Genomic DNA, 18,140 nt, shown 5'->3' on the forward strand with positions numbered 1-18,140 from the left:
CCGGGGCGGCGCTAACTCGCCTTTTGCATGAGATGGCGCCGCTGAACCGCGGACATGGGTATGCCGCGCGGCTCAGCCGCGCGGCATACCCGTCTGGTGCGTGGGGGTCGGCTCAGGCCTGGGTGCTGGCCTCACCGGCGGTGCTGCCACCGCGGGTGCGGCGCCGGTTGCGGTTGCGCCGCGGCTTGCTGGCGCCGTCGCCGTCCTGGGGGGCGTCGCTGCGGCGCTCGCCGCCACGGCCACCCTCGCGACCACCACGACCGCCGTCGCGGCCACCACGACCACCGCGGTCACGGTCGCCGCCGCCGGCCGGGCGTCGGCCGCTGGACTTGCCGGTCTCGCCGAGGTCCTCGAGCACCTCGGCGTCGAGGCCGGCGAGGTGCTGGGCGGCCTTGGGCAGCCGGCCCTTGGCGGTGCGCGGGATGTCGAGCTGCTCGAAGAGGTGGTCGGAGGAGGAGTAGGTCTCCTCGGGCTCGGGGATGCCGAGGTCGAGGGTCTTGTTGATCAGCCCCCAGCGCGGCATGTCGTCCCAGTCGACGAAGGTGACGGCGATACCGGTGTTGCCGGCGCGGGCGGTGCGACCGATCCGGTGCAGGTAGGTCTTCTCGTCCTCGGGGCACTGGTAGTTGATGACGTGCGTGACGTTGTCGACGTCGATGCCGCGGGCGGCGACGTCAGTGGCCACCAGGATGTCGACCTTGCCGTTGCGGAACGCGCGCAGGGCCTGCTCGCGAGCGCCCTGGCCGAGATCGCCGTGGATCGCGGCGGCGGCGAACCCACGCTCGGTGAGCTCGTCGGCGACCTTCGCGGCGGTGCGCTTGGTGCGGCTGAAGATGATGGTGAGCCCGCGACCCTCGGCCTGGAGCATGCGGGCCAGCATCTCGACCTTGTCCATCGCGTGGGCGCGGTAGACGAACTGCTCGACGGCCTTGACGGTGTGCGCGTTCTCCTGGTCGTCGCCCATCGCCCGGATGTGCGTCGGCTGGCTCATGTAGCGGCGGGCCAGCGCCACGACGGCACCGGGCATGGTGGCCGAGAAGAGCATCGTCTGGCGGGCCGGCGAGGTCATCGCGAGCAGCTTCTCGACATCGGGGAGGAACCCGAGGTCGAGCATCTCGTCGGCCTCGTCGAGGACCACGGTCTTGGCGTGCGACAGGTCGAGGTGGCCCTGCTTGGCGAGGTCGATGAGGCGTCCTGGGGTGCCGACGACGATCTCGACACCGGCCTTGAGCGCGTCGATCTGCGGCTCGTAGGCGCGGCCGCCGTAGACGGTGAGCACGCGGATGCCGCGGCGCTTGCCGGCCCGCTCGAGGTCGCTGGCGACCTGGACCGCCAGCTCACGCGTCGGGGCGACGGCCAGTGCCTGCGGCTTGCCGGCGTGCTTGAAGCCCTCCCAGGCGTCGTCGACCCTGGACACCGTGCGGTTGAGCATGGGCACGCCGAAGCCCAGCGTCTTGCCGGTGCCGGTCTTGGCCTGGCCGATGATGTCGTGACCGGACAGGGCCACGGGCAGCGTCATCGCCTGGATCGGGAAGGGGGTGACGATGCCGGCGTCGCCCAGGGAGGCGACGATGTCGGGGTGGACGTCGAAGTCGGCGAAGGTCACGTCCGCGGGTGCGGGCGCGCCGGTGGTGTTCTCGGTCATGGAGTTCTCTCGATCGGGGGCGCACCCCTCAGGAGCGCGCTCGCACAGCGGGCCGATCGGAGGTCTTCGTCAATGCTCGTGAGCGGGCTGCGGATCGTCTCCGCGGCTGATTCGTGCCGACCGGGCACCTTTGACCCGTCCACTCTAGCCCGGTACGGGTCACTTTCCCGCATCGGTGACCCCGTCGCGCCCGTGCCGAGGTGGTCGCCGGGTCGTCGCGACCACCCGCCGTTAGGGTGACCGACATGACCACGGACGACTGGCTGGCCGACCCGCAGTACCGCGACGCGGTGGCAGACCTGCTGGGGGTGCTGGCCTACGGCGAGCTGACCGCCTTCACCCGGCTCGCCGGTGACAGCGAGCTGTCGCCGAGCCAGCCGCTCAAGGCAGCCGTGGCCGGACTGGCCGTCGCGGAGTTCCGGCACTACGAGATCCTGGTCGCGCGGATGGCCGAGATGGGCATCGACCCCGAGGCGGCGATGGCCCCGTTCATCGCCCCGATCGATGCCTTCCACGAGCGCACCCGGCCGTCCAGCTGGCTCGAGGGCCTGGTCAAGGCCTATGTCGGTGACGGCATCGCCACCGACTTCTACCGCGAGATCGCCGCCTACGTGGATCCCTCGACCCAGTCGCTCGTGCACTCCGCCATGGAGGACGTCGGCCAGGCGGAGTTCGTCGTGAAGGTGGTGCGGGAGTCGATCAAGGCGGACCCCAAGATCGCCGGCCGGCTCGCGCTCTGGGGGCGCCGGCTCGTCGGCGAGGCGCTGTCCCAGGCCCAGCAGGTGGCCGTCGAGCGCGATGCCCTGGCCTCGTTGCTCGTGGGCGGCGTCGGCGGAGCGGACCGGCCCAGTGCCGACCTGGCCGAGCTGGGTCGGATGTTCGCCCGGCTGACCGACGAGCACACCCGGCGGATGGGCCGCCTCGGCCTCGCCGCCTGACCCGTGCGAAAGGGCCCCGTCCTCGTGGACGGGGCCCTTTCGCGAACGGGTCCGTGGTTCGGACTCGACGTCAGATCTGCTTGCGGTTGCGACCCGTGATCGCGCCGTAGACGACGACGAAGACGATGGCAGCCACGATGCTGGTGATCCAGCGGAGCCAGTCGATGCTGCCGTCGTCCTTCGGTGCGCCCCAGATCCAGTAGCCGACGAGGGCGCCCAGGATGCCGAGGATGACCGTGACGACCGCGCTGATGTTCTGCTTGCCCGGCATGATGAGTCGAGCGAGCACTCCGATGATCGCACCGAAGATGATGGTGCCGATGATTCCGGTGATCATTTCAGCTCCTTCTGCGCGTGAGTTCCGCGCAACGTTGTGGGCCTTGGGTCAGGCCCGAACAGGCCAACCTGACCATGAAATGCCCCGAAATGCACGCTTGAAACCCTGCTCGGCCGATCACGGAGTGGACACGATCGGCCGCTGTTTGCGCAGGTCAGCGGGCCGTGGCCGGCCCTACGACGCCGGGTCAGACGCCGAAGCCCACCCCGCGCTTCTCGGACTCACCGATCTGCACGTAGCCGAGCACCGCGGCGGGGACCAGCACCTGGCGGCCCTTGTCGTCGGCGAGGGCGAGGACGGTGCCCTTCTCGAGCGACGCGCTCACGGCTGCCGCGACGTCCGCCGCGGACTCGGTGGACTCGAAGACGACCTCACGCGCGACGTTCTGGACACCGATGCGGACCTCCACGGTGGTTCCCTTCTCTGCTGGGTGGACGGCTGAACCCTGCGAGGGGTGCGCAGCCGTCCGGGTGGGCACGCGGCATACGAGCGCGTGCTGGACTGTCGACAAGGCTAACGAGCGGTGCGTCAGGAACCTTCCCCGCCCACCTTCGGGAACGACCCGAGGCCCCGCCAGGCCAACGCTCCCATGAGGAGGGCGGCCTCGTCCTTGGGCACGTCGGACCCCTGGGCGAGCCAGTGCCGGGCGCTGACCTGCGCGAGGCCGGTCAGGGCCATGCCGAGCAGCGAGGCGTCCTCGTCGGTGAGCCCGGTGTCCTCGGCGATGACCTCGGCCACCGCCTCGGCGCAGACCAGGCCGACGGCGTCGAGGCGGTTGCGCACCGCCGACTCGTTGGTGAGGTCGGACTCGAAGATCAGCCGGAAGGCCGCACCGTCGCGAGACACGAAGTCGAAGTAGGCGGCGATCGTCGCGTAGACCCGCTCCTTGTTGTCCGTCGTGGAGGCGAGCGCCTCGCGGACGAGCTGCTCCAGGGCCTCGCTGTGCTTGTCGAGGAGCGCGAGGTAGAGCTCGAGCTTGCCGGGGAAGTGCTGGTAGAGCACCGGCTTGGAGACCCCGGCGCGATCGGCGATGTCGTCCATCGCGGCCGCGTGGTAGCCGGACTCGACGAAGGCGGCCTGGGCGGCCTCGAGGAGCTGGGCGCGCCGGGCTGAGCGCGGGAGACGCTGGCCACGGGCGGTGTCGGTGCCTTGGACTGCTCGGATCGACATGGGAGCTCTCTTGTTCGACGGTGCCGCGGTGGCAGCCTGACTGCGTTGTCGGGGACATCGTACGGGTGGGTAACCTGCATCACATGGCGATCCCACCGCTGGTCGTGCCCGGACCTGAGCTGACCACCGAGCAGAAGGCCCGCTACGCCCGCCACATCCTGCTCCCCGAGATCGGGGTCGAGGGCCAACGCAGGTTGGCCAACGCCCGGGTGCTGGTCGTCGGTGCCGGTGGCCTGGGCTCGCCGGCGCTGATGTACCTCGCGGCCGCGGGGGTGGGCACGATCGGCGTGGTCGACGACGACGTGGTCGACGCATCGAACCTCCAGCGCCAGGTCGTCCACGGCGTCGCCGACGTGGGACGGGCCAAGACGGAGTCGGCGGCGGAGACGGTGGCGGCGATCAACCCGCTGGTGACCGTGGTGCGCCACGACGTGCGGCTCACGTCCGAGAACGCCCTCGACATCCTGGCCGGCTACGACCTCGTCGTCGACGGGGCGGACAACTTCCCGACCCGCTACCTGGTCAACGACGCCTGCGTCTTCCTCGGCCGGCCGCACGTCTGGGGGTCGATCTACCGGTTCGACGGCCAGGTGTCGGTGTGGTTCGCGGGGCACGGTCCCTGCTACCGCTGCGTCTTCCCCGACCCGCCGCCGCCCGACGCCGTGCCGTCCTGCGCGACCGGTGGTGTGCTGGGTGTGCTGTGCGCCGCGGTCGGGTCGGTGCAGGTCGCGGAGGCCATCAAGCTGATCGTGGGGCAGGGGGACCCACTCGTCGGGCGGCTGCTGGTGCACGACGCCCTGCGCCAGACCTGGGACTCGCTCACCGTGCGCGCCGACCCGGACTGCCCCGTCTGCGGCGAGTCGCCGACCGTCACCGCCCTGGTCGACTACGAGCAGTTCTGCGGTATGCCGGGTGCCTCCTCCACGTCGGACGACCACGAGGGTGCCGGGCCCGGCTTCGCCGACGTCTCGGCGACCGAGCTGGCGCGGATGCTGCAGGAGCGCGACTCGGGTCAGCGCACCTTCGAGCTGGTCGACGTCCGCGAGCCGGGGGAGCGGGCCGTCGTGTCCATCCCCGGGGCCAGGGCCGTGCACCTCGACCGGTTCCGCGACGGGACGGCCGACCGCGACCTGCCGAGCGGCATACCCGTGGTGCTGATGTGCAAGTCCGGCGTGCGGTCGGCCGAGGCCGCCGGGCTGCTGGCGGCGTCCGGTCGCAGCGACGTCGCGAACCTGTCCGGCGGGGTGCTGGCATGGGTCCACGACGTCGACCCGAGCCTGCCGGTCTACTGAGGGAGACGACCGTGGTCACGGAGCCAGGACGGGTCAGCGGTGCCCCCAGCGAGTTCGCCGAGGACGTCCTGGAGGTGGTCGACACCATCCCGCCCGGCATGGTCATGACCTACGGCGACATCGCCGAGCTGCTCGGCCGTGGCGGGGCGCGCGGTGTCGGCAACGCGATGGCGCGCTACGGGTCCGACGTGCCGTGGTGGCGGGTGGTCCGCGCCGGCGGGTACTTCCCGCAGGGGCTCGAGGACGAGGCGCTCGCGCACTACCGCGGGGAGGGCACGCCGCTGGTCCGCGGCCAGCTCGACGGCCGCCGGGTCGACCTGGCGAGGGCCCGCTGGCTCGAGGCCATCGCGCCGGTCCCGCCCGAGTGACGGTCCGGCGTCCCGACCCTGCGGCCGGATGTCGGTCGGGGATGGTGGGATGAGGGCGTGCTGAACCTCCGTCGCGCCCCGAGCGTGGTGGCCGAGGCGCCGCCGCTCGACGACGTGCAGCTGGCCGCCCTCGCCCACCGCGGCGGGGTGCTGCGCGTGCTCGGTGGTCCGGGCACGGGCAAGACCACCCTCGCGATCGAGGCGGTCGTGGCGCGGGTCCAGTCGGGCGAGGCCGCTGCCGACCAGTGCCTGGTTCTCACCTCGTCCCGCGTCGCGGCCGGGAGCCTGCGGGAGCGGGTCACGGCGCGGCTGGGCGGCACGTCCACCGAGCCGCTGGCCCGCACCCACCAGGCGCTCGGTTTCGGCCTCCTGCGCCAGGCCGCGGCCCTGCGCGGCGACCCGACCCCGCGGCTGCTCAGCGGCCCCGAGCAGGACGTCATCCTGCGCGAGCTGCTGGCCGGCCACGCCGCAGAGGGCACCGGTCCCGTCTGGCCCGAGCGGGTGCAGCTGGCGCTCGGCACCCGCGGCTTCCGGAGCGAGCTGCGCGACCTGCTGATGCGCGCGGTGGAGCACGACCTCGAGCCCGCCGACCTGGCCCGGCTGGGCCGCGAGCACGATCGTCCGGAGTGGGTGGCCGCGGCCGACGTCCTGGCCGAGTACGACGAGGTCACGGCGCTCTCGGCACCGGGCGCCTACGACCCGGCCTGGATCCTCGGTGCGGCCTGCGACCTGCTCGACGAGGACCCGGCCGCGCGTGCCCGGTTCGTCGACGGGCTGCGGCTGGTCGTGGTCGACGACGCCCAGGAGCTCACCTCGGCGGCCGCGCGGCTGCTGCGCACGATCGCCACCCCGGGCGTCGACGTCGTGCTCCTCGGCGATCCCGACAGTGCCGTCCAGACCTTCCGCGGGGCCGACCCGCGGCACCTCGCCGACGGCTGGGAGTCCCTGGGTGCCAGCCCGGCGGGCGGCGAGCCGCAGACCCTCGTGCTGCCCACGGCTCACCGGCTGCCGCAGGCCGTGGTCGACGCGGCGGCGCGGGTCGCGCCCAAGATCGGGGCGCTCGCCGGTGGTGTCCAGCGTGGTGCGGCCGCAGGACGCGCCGGTGGCCGGGTCGACGTCCGCCTGCTGCGCGCGGTGAGCCAGGAGGCGAGCCACGTGGCCGCCGAGCTGCGCGAGTCGCACCTGCGGTTCGGCATCCCGTGGTCGGAGATGGCCGTGATCGTCCGCGGTCAGGGCCGCACCGCCACGCTGCGCCGGGTGTTGATGGCGGCCGGCGTCCCGGTGGCCGGCTCGTCGACCGACCTCCCGGTGCGTGACGAGGTGGCGGTGCGACCGCTCCTCTCGCTTCTCGAGGTCGTGCTCGAGCGCGCCCGGGGTGTCGACGACGCCCTGTCACCCCAGGTCGCGGCCGACACCCTGCTGTCCCCGATCGGCGGGGCCGATGCGGTGGGACTGCGGCGGCTGCGTCGGGCCCTGCGCAGGCTCGAGCTCGAGGGTGGGGGCGGCCGCACCAGTGACGAGCTGCTCGCGGAGGCGCTGCTGGCGCCCGGTGCGCTGGTCGAGACGGGCCCCGAGGGCAACCCGGCGCGCCGGGTCGCCGCCACCATCGCCGCCGGCGTCCGGGCCGCTCGTGGCACGGCCGAGCAGACCCCGTCGGGCCCGGTGTGGCGCTGGGAGGCCGGCGTGAGCGCCGAGTCGGTGCTGTGGGCGATGTGGGCTGCGACCGGCCTGGGTGCCGAGTGGCAGGCCACCGCCCTGGCCGGCGGTGCCGGCGCGGCGCGGGCCGATCGTGACCTCGACGCCGTGGTGGGGCTGTTCGACGCGGCGGCCAAGTTCGTCGACCGGCTGCCGCAGGCCGGCCCCGAGGAGTTCCTCACCCACATCGGCAGCCAGGACATCCCGGGTGACACCCTCGTCGCCCGCTCGCCGGTGGGCGAGTCGGTCACCGTGACCACCCCACAGGCCGCCGCCGGGCGCCAGTGGCAGCTCGTCGTCGTCGCGGGGGTGCAGGAGGGCGTGTGGCCCGACCTGCGGCTGCGCGGCTCGCTGCTGGGGTCCGAGCACCTGGTCGACGTCGTCAGCGGTCGGGCTGGCACGTTCCGGGCCGCGCAGGCCGCCGTCCGCTACGACGAGACGCGGTCCTTCCTCGTCGCGCTGACCCGGACCAGTGACCGGGTGGTCGTGACGGCGGTGCGGTCCGACGACGAGCAGCCGTCGGTCTACCTCGACGTCGTCGACCCCGAAACCATTGCCACCCAAGGAGAGCGAGGGTTCGCCGAGGTCGCCCGCACGATGACCCTGCCGACCCTGGTGGGCGAGCTGCGCCGCCACCTCGTGTCCGACGACGAGACCGTGCGGCGCACCGCGGTGGCTGCGCTCGCACGGCTGACGCGCGAAGGGGTGCCGGGTGCCGACCCGGCGCAGTGGTGGGTGCTGCGCGAGGTGTCCGACGAGCGCCCCCTGCGCGGACCCGACCAGGAGGTCCGGGTGTCGCCGAGCAAGGTCGAGTCGTTCGGCAACTGCGGGCTGCGCTGGCTGCTCGGCTCGGTGGGGGGCGATGGCCCGTCGGTGGGCGCCGCCGACATCGGCACCCTGGTCCACGACATCGCCGCCGAGCTCGGTGACGTCGACGCCGACACGCTGGTCGCCGAGGTGGATGCCCGGTGGGGCCGCCTCGGCATGCCGTCGGGCTGGGTCTCCGACCGCAAGCGCCACGAGGCGCACGGCATGGTGCGCCGCCTGGCCACCTACTTCGACGAGTCGCGCGCCGCGGGCTGGGTCCGGCTCGGTGCCGAGGTCGACATGCGGGTGGCCCTCGGGCGCGCCGTGCTGAGCGGCAAGGTCGACCGGATCGAGGGGACTCCCGACGGCACCGGGCTGCGGATCGTCGACTACAAGACGGGCAGCAGCAAGCCCAAGGCCGAGGAGCTGGAGCGGCACCCCCAGCTCGGCGCCTACCAGCTCGGGGTCGAGAGCGGCGCTTTCGGTGACCTGGGCACCCGGTCCGCGGGCGCCGCCCTCCTGCAGGTCGGCAAGGCCGCCCTGGTCAAGACCACCCTGCAGACCCAGGCCCCACTCGCCGCCGACCCCGAGCCGCAGTGGGCTGCCGAGCTGGTCACCAGCACGGCCGAGGGCATGGCCGGCTCGACCTTCCGGGCCACCGTCGGTGACTGGTGCACGATGTGCCAGGTGCGCTCGTCGTGCCCGGCCCAGCCCGAGGGGCGGGTGCTGTGATGACTCCAGAACTGTTGTCCGCCAACGACATCGCGGCCGCGCTCGGTCTGCCTGCGCCCACCGCCCAGCAGGTCGCGGTCATCGAGGCGCCGATGTCACCACTGCTCGTGGTCGCCGGTGCCGGGTCCGGCAAGACCGAGACGATGACCGGACGGGTGGTGTGGCTCGTCGCCAACGGCTTCGTCGAGCCCGACCAGGTGCTCGGCCTCACCTTCACCCGCAAGGCGGCGACCGAGCTGTCCGAGCGCATCGGGGCGCGGCTGCGCCTGCTCCAGCAGCGCGACGTGTGGCACCCCCGCACCGACGACGCCGAGACCGGCGCCGAGGTGCTGGGTGGCACCCCGACCGTGTCCACCTACCACTCGTATGCCGGTCGGCTGGTGCGCGAGCACGCCCTGCGGCTCGGCTACGAGTCCGAGTCGAGGCTGCTCTCAGAGGCGGCCGCCTGGCAGTACGCCTCAGAGGTGGTGGCCGCCTACGACGGGCCGATGGAGGAGGTGCGCTTCGCCGAGTCCACCGTCACCGCGACCGTCGTCGACCTGGCCGGCGAGATGGCCGAGCACCTCGTGGAGGTCGGTGACGTCGCGGCATACCTCGACCGGGTCCTGGCCGCGCTGGCGGCGTTGCCGCCCCACGTCGGCGCGCGAGGCACGGACCTGCCGGGTGAGGTCAAGAAGATGCGGGAGCAGCTGCGCGCCCGTGCCGGGGTGCTGCCGATGGTCGAGCGCTACCTCACCCTCAAACGCACTCGTGACGCCATGGACTTCGCCGACCAGATGGCCCTGGCCGCGCGGCTGGCCACGAGCTTCGCCGACATCGGGGCGATCGAGCGGCAGCGCTTCGGGGCGGTGCTGCTCGACGAGTTCCAGGACACGTCCGCGGCCCAGCTCGAGCTGCTGCGGTCGCTGTTCGTCGCACCCGGCCAGCCGTCCCCGGTGACCGCCGTCGGCGACCCGCACCAGTCGATCTACGGGTGGCGCGGAGCGAGTGCGACCACCCTCGGCGAGTTCCGCAGGGCCTTCGGCAACGCGGCCGGCCCGGCGCCCGTGCTGCCCCTCGCGACGAGCTGGCGCAACGACGCCGGAGTCCTCGCCGTCGCGAACGCCGTGGCGGCGCCGCTGCGCGAACGGTCCGCGGTGCCGGTCGCCGAGCTCGTCGCCCGCGACGGTGCCGGCCGCGGCCGGGTCGTGGCGGCGCGTCTGGAGACAGCCGGCGAGGAGGCGGCCCTGGTGGCCGACTGGTTGGCCGACCGCCGGGAGGCCGGCGCCCGGTCGGCGGCAGTGCTCTGCCGCAAGCGGTCACAGTTCGCTCCGGTCATCGACGCCCTCGAGGCCAGGGGGGTGCCCTACGAGGTCGTCGGTCTCGGCGGGCTGCTGCTCACCCCGGAGGTCGAGGACATCACCGCGCTCCTGCACGTGGTTCACGACCCGAGTCGCGGCGACCAGCTCATGCGGCTGCTCACCGGGCCGCTGTGCCGGCTCGGGGCAGCCGACCTCGACGGGTTGATGGCGTGGGCACGTCACCAGCAGGACCTGCGCCTGGGGGTCGACGACCGGTCAGCGCCCCAGGACGACGACGACTCCGAGGGCGTCCAGACCAGTGCCGGAGCCGAACGGGCCGTGCGCGACCAGTCGCCGGACAGCTCCGACCGGGTCAGCATCGTGGAGGCGGTGGACGACCCGCCGAGGCCCGGCTGGACCAGCTGGGACGGCAAGGGGGTCAGCGACGTCGGGCTGGCCCGGATCCGTGGCCTCCAGCAGGCCATCCGCAGGCTGCGCTCCCTGTCGGCGCTCCCGCTCGCCGACCTCGTCGGCGAGGCCGAGCGCGCGCTGGGCCTCGACATCGAGGTGCTCGCTCGCCCGGGCTACACCCCGGCGGCGGCCCGAGCCCACCTGGACGCGTTCGCCGACGTCGCCGCGACCTTCACGGTCAGCGCGGACCGGCCGAACCTCGGCGGGTTCCTGGCCTGGCTGGCGGCCGCTCTCAAGGAGGAGCGTGGCCTCGACAAGGGTTACATCGAGGCCTCGACCGATGCGGTGCAGATCCTGACGATCCACGCCGCCAAGGGACTGGAGTGGGACGCGGTGGCCGTGCCTGGGCTCGTCGAGGGATCGTTCCCGGCCCTGGCCTCGGCGGCGAGCCGGTCCGACGGCACGACCTGGACGATGTCCGACCCGAAGCAGCGCGGCTGGATCGGCGGGCTGTCCGACGGCGGCATCCCCTACGCCCTGCGCGGAGACCGTGACGGCCTCCCCGTCCTCGACTGGGAGGGGGCCGGCGACTGGAAGGACATGGAGACGCGGGTCGAGCGGTTCCTGCGGGCGGGGGGCGACCACGGGGTCGACGAGGAGCGCCGGCTCGCCTACGTGGCCTTCACCCGGGCGCGCACCGACATGCTGCTCACCGCGCCGGTCTGGACCGATGGCAAGACCCCGAAGGTGACCTCCCGCTTCCTGCTCGAGGTGGTCGACTCCGAGGCGGGCCTGCCGGTGGAGCTGCGCGGCTGGGCCGACCTCCCCGACCCCGCCGTGCCGGCGCAAGCCGTCAACCCGACGGCTGCCGCGGCGACCAGTGTCGAGTGGCCGGCAGATCCGCTCGCCCATCGCCGCGCCGCGCTGACCGCAGGTGCGCAAGCCGTGCGAGCGGCGGTGGCCGGGCACGCACCCGGGGCGGACTCCGGCGCCGCCCTCTCCGAGCAGGCCAGCTTCCCGCTGCCCGGCGACGCGCCGACCGTCCTCGAAGAGCTCGAGCTGCTGCTCGAGGAGCGCCACCGGCTCGCCCACCGCGGCGACGTCACGGTGCTCATGCCACGCCACCTGTCGGCCTCGGCCGTGGTGAGCCTGGCCCAGGACCCGGCCCGGTTCGCCTCGACGCTGCGCCGGCCGATGCCCGAGCCACCGGCGCTCGCGGCACGACGCGGCACGGCGTTCCACGCGTGGGTCGAGCAGCACTACGCCCGGGCGGCCATCGTCGACCTGCTCGACCTGCCCGGGAGCGCCGACGACGACCCGGGCGACGACGACGACCTGCCACTGATGAAGCAGCTGTTCCTCGCGAGCGAGTGGGCGCACCGCACCCCGGCCGAGATCGAGATCGCCGTCGAGACCGTCATCGACGGGATCGCGGTGCGTGGTCGGATCGACGCCGTCTTCCCGCGGCCCGGGGGCGGGTTCACCATCGTCGACTGGAAGACGGGGGCCAGGCCGACCGGCGAGTCGGCCCGGTCCCGGGCCCTGCAGCTGGCCGCCTACCGGGTCGGCTTCGCCCGACTGCGCGGACTGGCGCTCGACCAGGTGGATGCGGCGTTCTACTACGCGGGCAGCGGTGAGACGGTCTGGCCCGAGCTGCCCGACGACACCGCCCTCGCCGTCCTGCTGGGCTCAGTGCAGGAGGCCTAGCCCCCCACGGCGACCTGTTGCGACCTGGTGGTCAGGCAGTGGCGGATCAGGGGCCCGGCGACGACCTGCGCGCAACACGTCGTCGTCAGGTGTGCGGGGCGTAGCCGGGTTCGAACTCCGGGCCGGGCTCGCCGTCGCCGTCGCCGTCGCCGTCGCCGTCGACGGACTGGACCGGCTCTCGGTCTTCGTCCGCGGGTGCGCGCTCCTGCGGTGGGTCCTGCGCGCCGTGGCGCAGCGAGCTCACGTCGATCTCGGCCGTGACCTCCGAGGTGGCCCAGTGCCTGTCCGCGTCCGACTCTTCGTCCGCGTCCGACTCTTCGTCCGGGTCCTCGTCCGGGTCCTCGTCCGGGTCGGCGTCCAGGTTCTCGTCGCAGTCCGCGTCCTCGAGCTCCGCCTCGCTCTCGAGCTCGTCGTCGGCGTCGGACTGCGTGGCGCCGGGGTCGTCGGTGTCGGGGTCGTCGTCCGCGGTGCGACCGAACATCACCTCGACGTCGTCGTCCTCGTCGTCCTCGGCGTCGTCGATGACCGGCGGCACCAGCACCGGACTCGCCGCCCCGGTGCTGCTCGGCGTCGCCCCGCTGGCCGGTCGGCGGTAGTCGTTGGCGGCCTCCTCCTCGGCGTGCACGCGGTCGTCGAGGCGCCGCAGCGCCGCAGCGTGCCGCTCGACCTGGAGCCGGTCGCCCGCCGAGCTGGCCGCCATCAGCCGCGACAGCGTGCGCATCTCCGCGCAGAGGCGGGCCCGGGTGAGCAGGTGGTTGTCAGGACGCTCCGCCCGGGCGTGCGCGTAGGCCTCCATCAGCGTCTCGAGGGCGCGCGGGGTGGCCTGGGTGACGAGCGCGGAGAAGTCGTCCGCGGGGTCGGCGACCTTGGCGTCCTCCCAGCCGGTGAGGGCCTTGACCCGTCCGCTGGTGGCGTCGTCCTCGTCGTCGAACACCACGAGCACCTGGGCACCGGTGAGGTCCCCGTGCGTCGGTGTGGGCGCGAACCGCCAGAGCGTCACGTCCTCGAGCAGCTTCTCCCACCGCGCCAGCAGCCCGGTCGGGACGTGCCCGGTCGCGGCGGCCCGGTCGAGCTCGCTCAGCCGACGGGTGCGGTAGGTGTCGGCGTCGTAGGCGGGCAGTCCCGCCTCGTCGAACAACCCGTGGTCGGCGTTGTGCAGGGCCGCGATCGAGCGACCGAGCTCGGCGGCCAACCCGGGTCCGGCGGGCAGCTGCGCGAAGTCGATGTTCTGGCCGGGCAGGTAGGGGTAGATCGCGGCGCGGCCGCCCTCCTTGAGGGCGGCGAAACCCTTGGGGGTCGGCACGCTGAACGGCAGCCGCCGGGCGAGCAGCCCGAGCAGCCCGAAGGTGGCCTCCATCTGGGCGGCGGCGGCCTGGCTGCGTGGCACGCGCACCACCCACCGGCGGTGCTGGGTGTCCTGCACGAACGCCACGTCGTAACCGGTGGCCGGGTCGAGCTGGTCCGGCGCGGCGGGGAGCGCCTCGACGCTGGCGGGGTCGAGCCCCGGCACGGCAGCGCTGGCCAGCGCGGCGAGGAAGAGGGGGCTGCGGTCCACACCGTCACCGTATGCCGTGTGGGCGCGCCTAGGGTGGAGGTGTGGGCCTCCTGATCGAAACTCTGCCTCATCTCGCGCTCGCCCGACCCGGCCTCGACCGCCACGCCGAGCGGCGCGCCGAGCCGCACCTGCTCGATCGGCTGCTCGCGGACCCGCGGACCCGGGTCTTGGAGGTCCATGGCGACCGGGTGCCGGTGCGCTGGACCGACGCTCCGGATCAAGCGGCCGCCGCAGACGGTGGCAGCGGCGGGCTGCCGGCCCTCGACCTGCGCGCCCCCGCCGCAGGCGACGCCGAGTCACTGGTGCTCTACCTGGGGCAGGACGGCGACGGCACGGCATACCTCGCCGTCGCCCGGCCGGCCGCTGACGGCGGTGACGATGCGCAGGCTGCCGACGGGGACGCGAGGCTCTGCGGGCTCCGGCAGGTGGGGGCCGACCTCTCGGACCGCGACGCCACGATCTTCGCGACCGCGCTGGCCCTGGCCAACTGGCACGGGACTCACGGCCACTGCCCCCGCTGCGGCGCACCCACCCAGCCGGTGCAGGCGGGCTGGTTGCGGCGGTGCGACCGCGACGGCAGCGAGCACTACCCCCGCACGGACGTGGCCGTGATCATGTCCGTCGTCGACGCGGACGACCGGTTGCTCCTGGCCCGCGGGGCGGGTTGGGGTGCGGGCCGGTTCTCGGTGCTGGCCGGCTTCCTCGAGCCCGGTGAGAGCCTGGCTGCAGCGGTGGCGCGCGAGGTCCACGAGGAGGTCGGTCTGCAGGTCCACGACGTGGAGTACCTGGGCGACCAGCCGTGGCCGTTCCCGAACTCGCTGATGGTCGGGTTCACGGCGCGGGCACAGGGCAGCGAGCTGCGGCTCCAGGAGGCGGAGATCGCCGAGGCGCGCTGGTTCAGCCGCGACGAGTACCGCGAGATCGTGGCGCAGGGGCGGGTCAGTCCATCGACCCGGCTGTCGATCTCACGCCGGCTGATCGAGCGGTGGCTCGGCCAGGACCTCGACGAGGTCACCCCCGACTGAGGGTGCGCTGGTCCCGGTGGGCGAGGGAGGAGCGCGACCGCGGGTGGCTCAGGAGGCCAGGCGCTTCTTGACCTCGTTGATCGAGGGGTTGGTCGCGGACGTGCCGTCGGGGAAGAGCAGCGTCGGGACGGTCTGGTTGCCGTCGTTGGCGTCCATCACGAACTCGACCGCCTCGGGCACCTCTTCGATGTTCACCTCGGTGAAGGAGATCCCCTCGCGACCCATCTGGGCCTTCAGGCGGTTGCAGTAGCCGCACCATGACGTGCTGAACATCGTCACGGAACCGGGGGCGGGGGTCTTCAGGGCGCTGGCGCTCATGGTGTCGGGAGCTGTCTCTCTCGGGGTCGGAGGCGGTCACGGGCTACAACCACGCAGGAGCACGGGGGATTCCGCGCGCGGATGTGACCTCTGTGACCATGATGACCCATGGTCTCCGCCACTGCCTTCGACCCCGCCCTGCTCGCCCTGGCCTCCAGCCGTCGGATCGGGGCGCTCGCGGCGCTCAAGCGCGACGGCCGCCCGCAGCTGTCGATGGTCAACCACACCCTCGACACCAGCGACCCGGCCGCGCCCCGGGTGCGGGTCTCGGTCGTGGACGGCCGGGCCAAGGTGGCGAACCTCCTGCGCGACCCGCGCGGCTCCCTCCTCGTCACCTCCGAGGAGGGCTGGTCGTATGCCGTGCTCGAGGGCGACGTGTCGTTCTCGCCGGTCGCGCAGGCTGCCGACGACGAGGTCGTCGAGGAGCTGGTCGAGCTCTACCGGACGATCCGCGGTGCGGACCACCCGGACTGGGCCGACTACCGCCGGGCCATGGTCGAGGACGGCCGCCGGATCCTGCGGCTGCAGGTGACCCGGGTCTACGGCCTCGTCCAATGAGCCTCCTGCCGTGACTCCCAGGGGGTTCGCCGTCGGTCCCGCATGACAGGATCGCGGCGATGCCCACCCAGCCCCACGGCGCACCCGTGCACACGACCGCCGACGACATCCTCGACGCGCTCGACCCTGAGCAGCGCGAGGTCGCCGCGCACCCGCTGGGGCCGATGGTGGTGCTGGCCGGCGCCGGCACGGGCAAGACGCGGGCGATCACGCACCGGATCGCCTACGGCGTCCACTCGGGCGCCTACCAGGGCCAGCGAGTCCTCGCCGTCACCTTCACCGCACGGGCCGCCGGCGAGATGCGCACCCGGCTGCGCACCCTCGGGGTCGCGGGGGTCCAGGCGCGCACCTTCCACGCGGCTGCCCTGCGGCAGCTGCACTACTTCTGGCCGCAGGCGATCGGTGGCGCCGCTCCCGAGGTGATGAGCCAGAAGGCCGCGGCCGTCGCGCAGGCCGCCGCGTCACTGCGGCTCGACCTCGCCCGCGACCGCACGGCGATCCGCGACCTCGCCGCCGAGGTGGAGTGGGCCAAGGTCTCGATGCTGACCCCGGAGACGTATGCCGCGGGGGCGCGGGCGGCGCGCCGCGAGCCGCCGGGCCTCGACGCGACCGCGATGGCGCGTGTCCTCGAGGCGTACGAGCAGGTGAAGACCCAGCGGGGTGTGATCGACTTCGAGGACGTCCTCCTGCTGACCGTGGGGATCCTGGCCGAGCGGGACGACATCGCGCGGGCGGTCCGGTCGCAGTACCGCCACTTCGTCGTCGACGAGTACCAGGACGTCAACGCCCTCCAGCAGCGCCTGCTCGACCTGTGGGTGGGGGAGCGCGACGACCTGTGCGTCGTGGGTGACCCGGCCCAGACCATCTACTCGTTCACCGGCGCCAGCCCGCGGCACCTGCTCGAGTTCCAGACCCGGCACCCGAAGGCCGCGGTGGTGCGGCTGGTCCGCAACTACCGCTCGACGCCACAGGTGGTGGGGCTGGCCAACCTCGTCGTGCGGGGGCCGTCGGGTGCCATGCGCAGCAACGCGGTCACGCTGCAGGCCCAGGGCCAGGACGGCCCGCCCCCGGTGCTCAGCGCGCATCCGGACGACCCGGCGGAGGCCGCAGCGGTGGCGGGCGAGATCGCCCAGCGCGTCGCGAGTGGGGTGTCGCCGGCCGAGATCGCGGTCCTCTTCCGCACCAACGGCCAGTCCGAGGCGTTCGAGGCGGCGCTCGCGGACGCGGGCGTCCCCTACCTCGTGCGCGGCGGCGAGCGGTTCTTCTCGCGGCGCGAGGTCCGCGATGCGATCCTCCTGCTGCGCGGGGCGGCCCGGTCCGACGACGGCGCCAAGGCCCTGCCCGACCTCGTGCGCGACGTCCTGCTCGGCGCAGGGTGGACCCGTGAGGCGCCCAGCTCGGGAGGAGCCGGTCGCGAGCGCTGGGAGTCGTTGAGTGCCCTGGCCGCCCTGTCCGACGACCTGGTCGCCACCACCTCGGCGGCTCGACTGCCCGACTTCCTGCGCGAGCTCGACGAGCGCGCCGCCGCCCAGCACGCGCCCGCGGTCCAGGGCGTCACGCTGGCGTCGCTGCACGCCGCGAAGGGCCTGGAGTGGGACGTCGTCTTCCTCACCGGCGTCTCCGACGGCTTCCTGCCGATCATGATGGCCGAGACGCCCGAGGCCATCGAGGAGGAGCGGCGGCTCATGTATGTCGGCGTCACGAGGGCCCGGCGCGAGCTGCGGTTGTCGTGGGCCGGGGCCCGGACTCCCGGGGCTCGCGCCAGCCGTCGGCCGTCGCGGTTCCTCGACGGCGCGGCGAGCATCCTCGGTGAGGGGGCCCGCTCCCAGCCCAAGGGGTCGAGCAAGGTCGGCAGCAAGGGTAGGCGCGGCAAGGCGCTCAAGCCGACGCTGCCGGCGCACTGCCGCTCGTGCGGCGCCGAGCTGACCACCGCCGCCCAGCGCAAGACGGGCCGCTGCGACGACTGCCCGCCCACCTACTCCGAGGCCACCTTCGAGCGACTGCGCACCTGGCGGCTGGCCGTGGCGCGCGACTCCAGCGTCCCGGCCTACGTCGTCTTCACCGACGCCACGCTCACCGCGATCGCCGAGCGCGAGCCCTCCTCCGAGGCCGAGCTGGCTCAGATCAGTGGGGTCGGCGCTCGCAAGCTCGGCCTCTACGGCGCGCAGGTGCTGGCCCTGATCTCCGGCGAGGATGTCGAATCTGTGCTCGAAAAGCGTTCTCCCGCAACGGATTCCGACGACTAAGCGTCCTTTCGACAATTCTTTGCAGGAATTCTCGATAAATGCGTTGCTGCCTCGTG

At 73.3% G+C, this 18,140-nt stretch carries 14 protein-coding genes; 8 read left to right on the plus strand and 6 right to left on the minus strand.

Annotated features, from left to right (window positions below; translation table 11 throughout):
- Positions 1-112: 112 nt before the first annotated feature.
- Positions 113-1,645, minus strand: coding sequence for a DEAD/DEAH box helicase (locus tag BLQ34_RS00730; RefSeq protein WP_091780179.1), 1,533 nt, complete (start codon positions 1,643-1,645; stop codon positions 113-115).
- A gap of 245 nt (positions 1,646-1,890) precedes the next feature.
- Here BLQ34_RS00730 and BLQ34_RS00735 point away from each other — a divergent pair, with 245 nt between their 5' ends.
- Positions 1,891-2,583, plus strand: a complete 693-nt coding sequence (locus BLQ34_RS00735; protein ID WP_091788986.1) for a ferritin-like fold-containing protein — start codon at positions 1,891-1,893, stop codon at positions 2,581-2,583.
- Between the two features lie 70 nt (positions 2,584-2,653).
- Here BLQ34_RS00735 and BLQ34_RS00740 read toward each other — a convergent pair whose 3' ends face one another.
- The 3 genes from BLQ34_RS00740 to BLQ34_RS00750 form a co-directional block, all read right to left on the minus strand.
- Positions 2,654-2,920 carry a GlsB/YeaQ/YmgE family stress response membrane protein gene (locus BLQ34_RS00740; RefSeq protein WP_172829329.1) on the minus strand — a complete coding sequence of 89 codons (267 nt, stop codon included), beginning with the start codon at positions 2,918-2,920 and terminating at the stop codon, positions 2,654-2,656.
- 187 nt (positions 2,921-3,107) lie between these two features.
- Positions 3,108-3,329, minus strand: a complete 222-nt coding sequence (locus BLQ34_RS00745) for a DUF3107 domain-containing protein (protein WP_091780182.1) — start codon at positions 3,327-3,329, stop codon at positions 3,108-3,110.
- A 119-nt stretch (positions 3,330-3,448) separates the two neighbouring features.
- Complete coding sequence (locus BLQ34_RS00750) at positions 3,449-4,090, minus strand: TetR/AcrR family transcriptional regulator (protein ID WP_091780185.1); 642 nt, start codon at positions 4,088-4,090, stop codon at positions 3,449-3,451.
- Between the two features lie 83 nt (positions 4,091-4,173).
- On the opposite strand from BLQ34_RS00750, the gene moeB reads away from it, so the two are divergent.
- The 4 genes from moeB to BLQ34_RS00770 are packed head-to-tail and all read left to right on the plus strand — an operon-like array spanning position 4,174 to position 12,382.
- Positions 4,174-5,382 (plus strand): molybdopterin-synthase adenylyltransferase MoeB, encoded by a 1,209-nt coding sequence (moeB, locus tag BLQ34_RS00755; protein WP_091780188.1) that lies wholly within the window; start codon positions 4,174-4,176, stop codon positions 5,380-5,382.
- Between the two features lie 11 nt (positions 5,383-5,393).
- A complete protein-coding gene (locus tag BLQ34_RS00760) occupies positions 5,394-5,750 on the plus strand; it encodes an MGMT family protein (protein WP_231961374.1) in 357 nt (118 codons plus the stop codon).
- Positions 5,751-5,807: 57 nt separating this feature from the next.
- Positions 5,808-8,984, plus strand: coding sequence for an ATP-dependent helicase (locus tag BLQ34_RS00765; RefSeq protein WP_091780194.1), 3,177 nt, complete (start codon positions 5,808-5,810; stop codon positions 8,982-8,984).
- Entirely contained in the window at positions 8,984-12,382 is a 3,399-nt protein-coding gene (locus BLQ34_RS00770) for an ATP-dependent helicase (RefSeq protein WP_091788992.1), read from the plus strand. The genes BLQ34_RS00765 and BLQ34_RS00770 overlap by 1 nt, the downstream gene beginning before the upstream one ends.
- An 85-nt stretch (positions 12,383-12,467) precedes the next feature.
- Here the strand turns inward: BLQ34_RS00770 and BLQ34_RS00775 are convergent, their stop codons facing one another.
- Entirely contained in the window at positions 12,468-13,937 is a 1,470-nt protein-coding gene (locus tag BLQ34_RS00775; RefSeq protein WP_091780197.1) for a phosphotransferase, read from the minus strand.
- A 41-nt stretch (positions 13,938-13,978) separates the two neighbouring features.
- Between BLQ34_RS00775 and nudC the strand changes: the two genes are divergently transcribed.
- On the plus strand, positions 13,979-14,962 hold the full coding sequence (gene nudC / locus BLQ34_RS00780; RefSeq protein ID WP_231961375.1) for an NAD(+) diphosphatase: 984 nt from the start codon (positions 13,979-13,981) through the stop codon (positions 14,960-14,962).
- Positions 14,963-15,010: 48 nt separating this feature from the next.
- On the opposite strand, the gene BLQ34_RS00785 is transcribed toward nudC, so the two are convergent.
- Entirely contained in the window at positions 15,011-15,280 is a 270-nt protein-coding gene (locus tag BLQ34_RS00785; RefSeq protein ID WP_091780199.1) for a glutaredoxin domain-containing protein, read from the minus strand.
- 108 nt (positions 15,281-15,388) lie between these two features.
- On the opposite strand from BLQ34_RS00785, the gene BLQ34_RS00790 reads away from it, so the two are divergent.
- The gene (locus BLQ34_RS00790) at positions 15,389-15,838 is read left to right on the plus strand and encodes a PPOX class F420-dependent oxidoreductase (RefSeq protein WP_091780202.1); all 450 of its coding nucleotides are present in this window, start codon (positions 15,389-15,391) and stop codon (positions 15,836-15,838) included.
- 59 nt (positions 15,839-15,897) lie between these two features.
- Complete coding sequence (locus BLQ34_RS00795) at positions 15,898-18,084, plus strand: ATP-dependent DNA helicase UvrD2 (protein ID WP_091780204.1); 2,187 nt, start codon at positions 15,898-15,900, stop codon at positions 18,082-18,084.
- Positions 18,085-18,140: the final 56 nt, after the last annotated feature.

The sequence above is a fragment of the Pedococcus dokdonensis genome (assembly GCF_900104525.1).
Classification (GTDB): Bacteria; Actinomycetota; Actinomycetes; order Actinomycetales; family Dermatophilaceae; genus Pedococcus; species Pedococcus dokdonensis.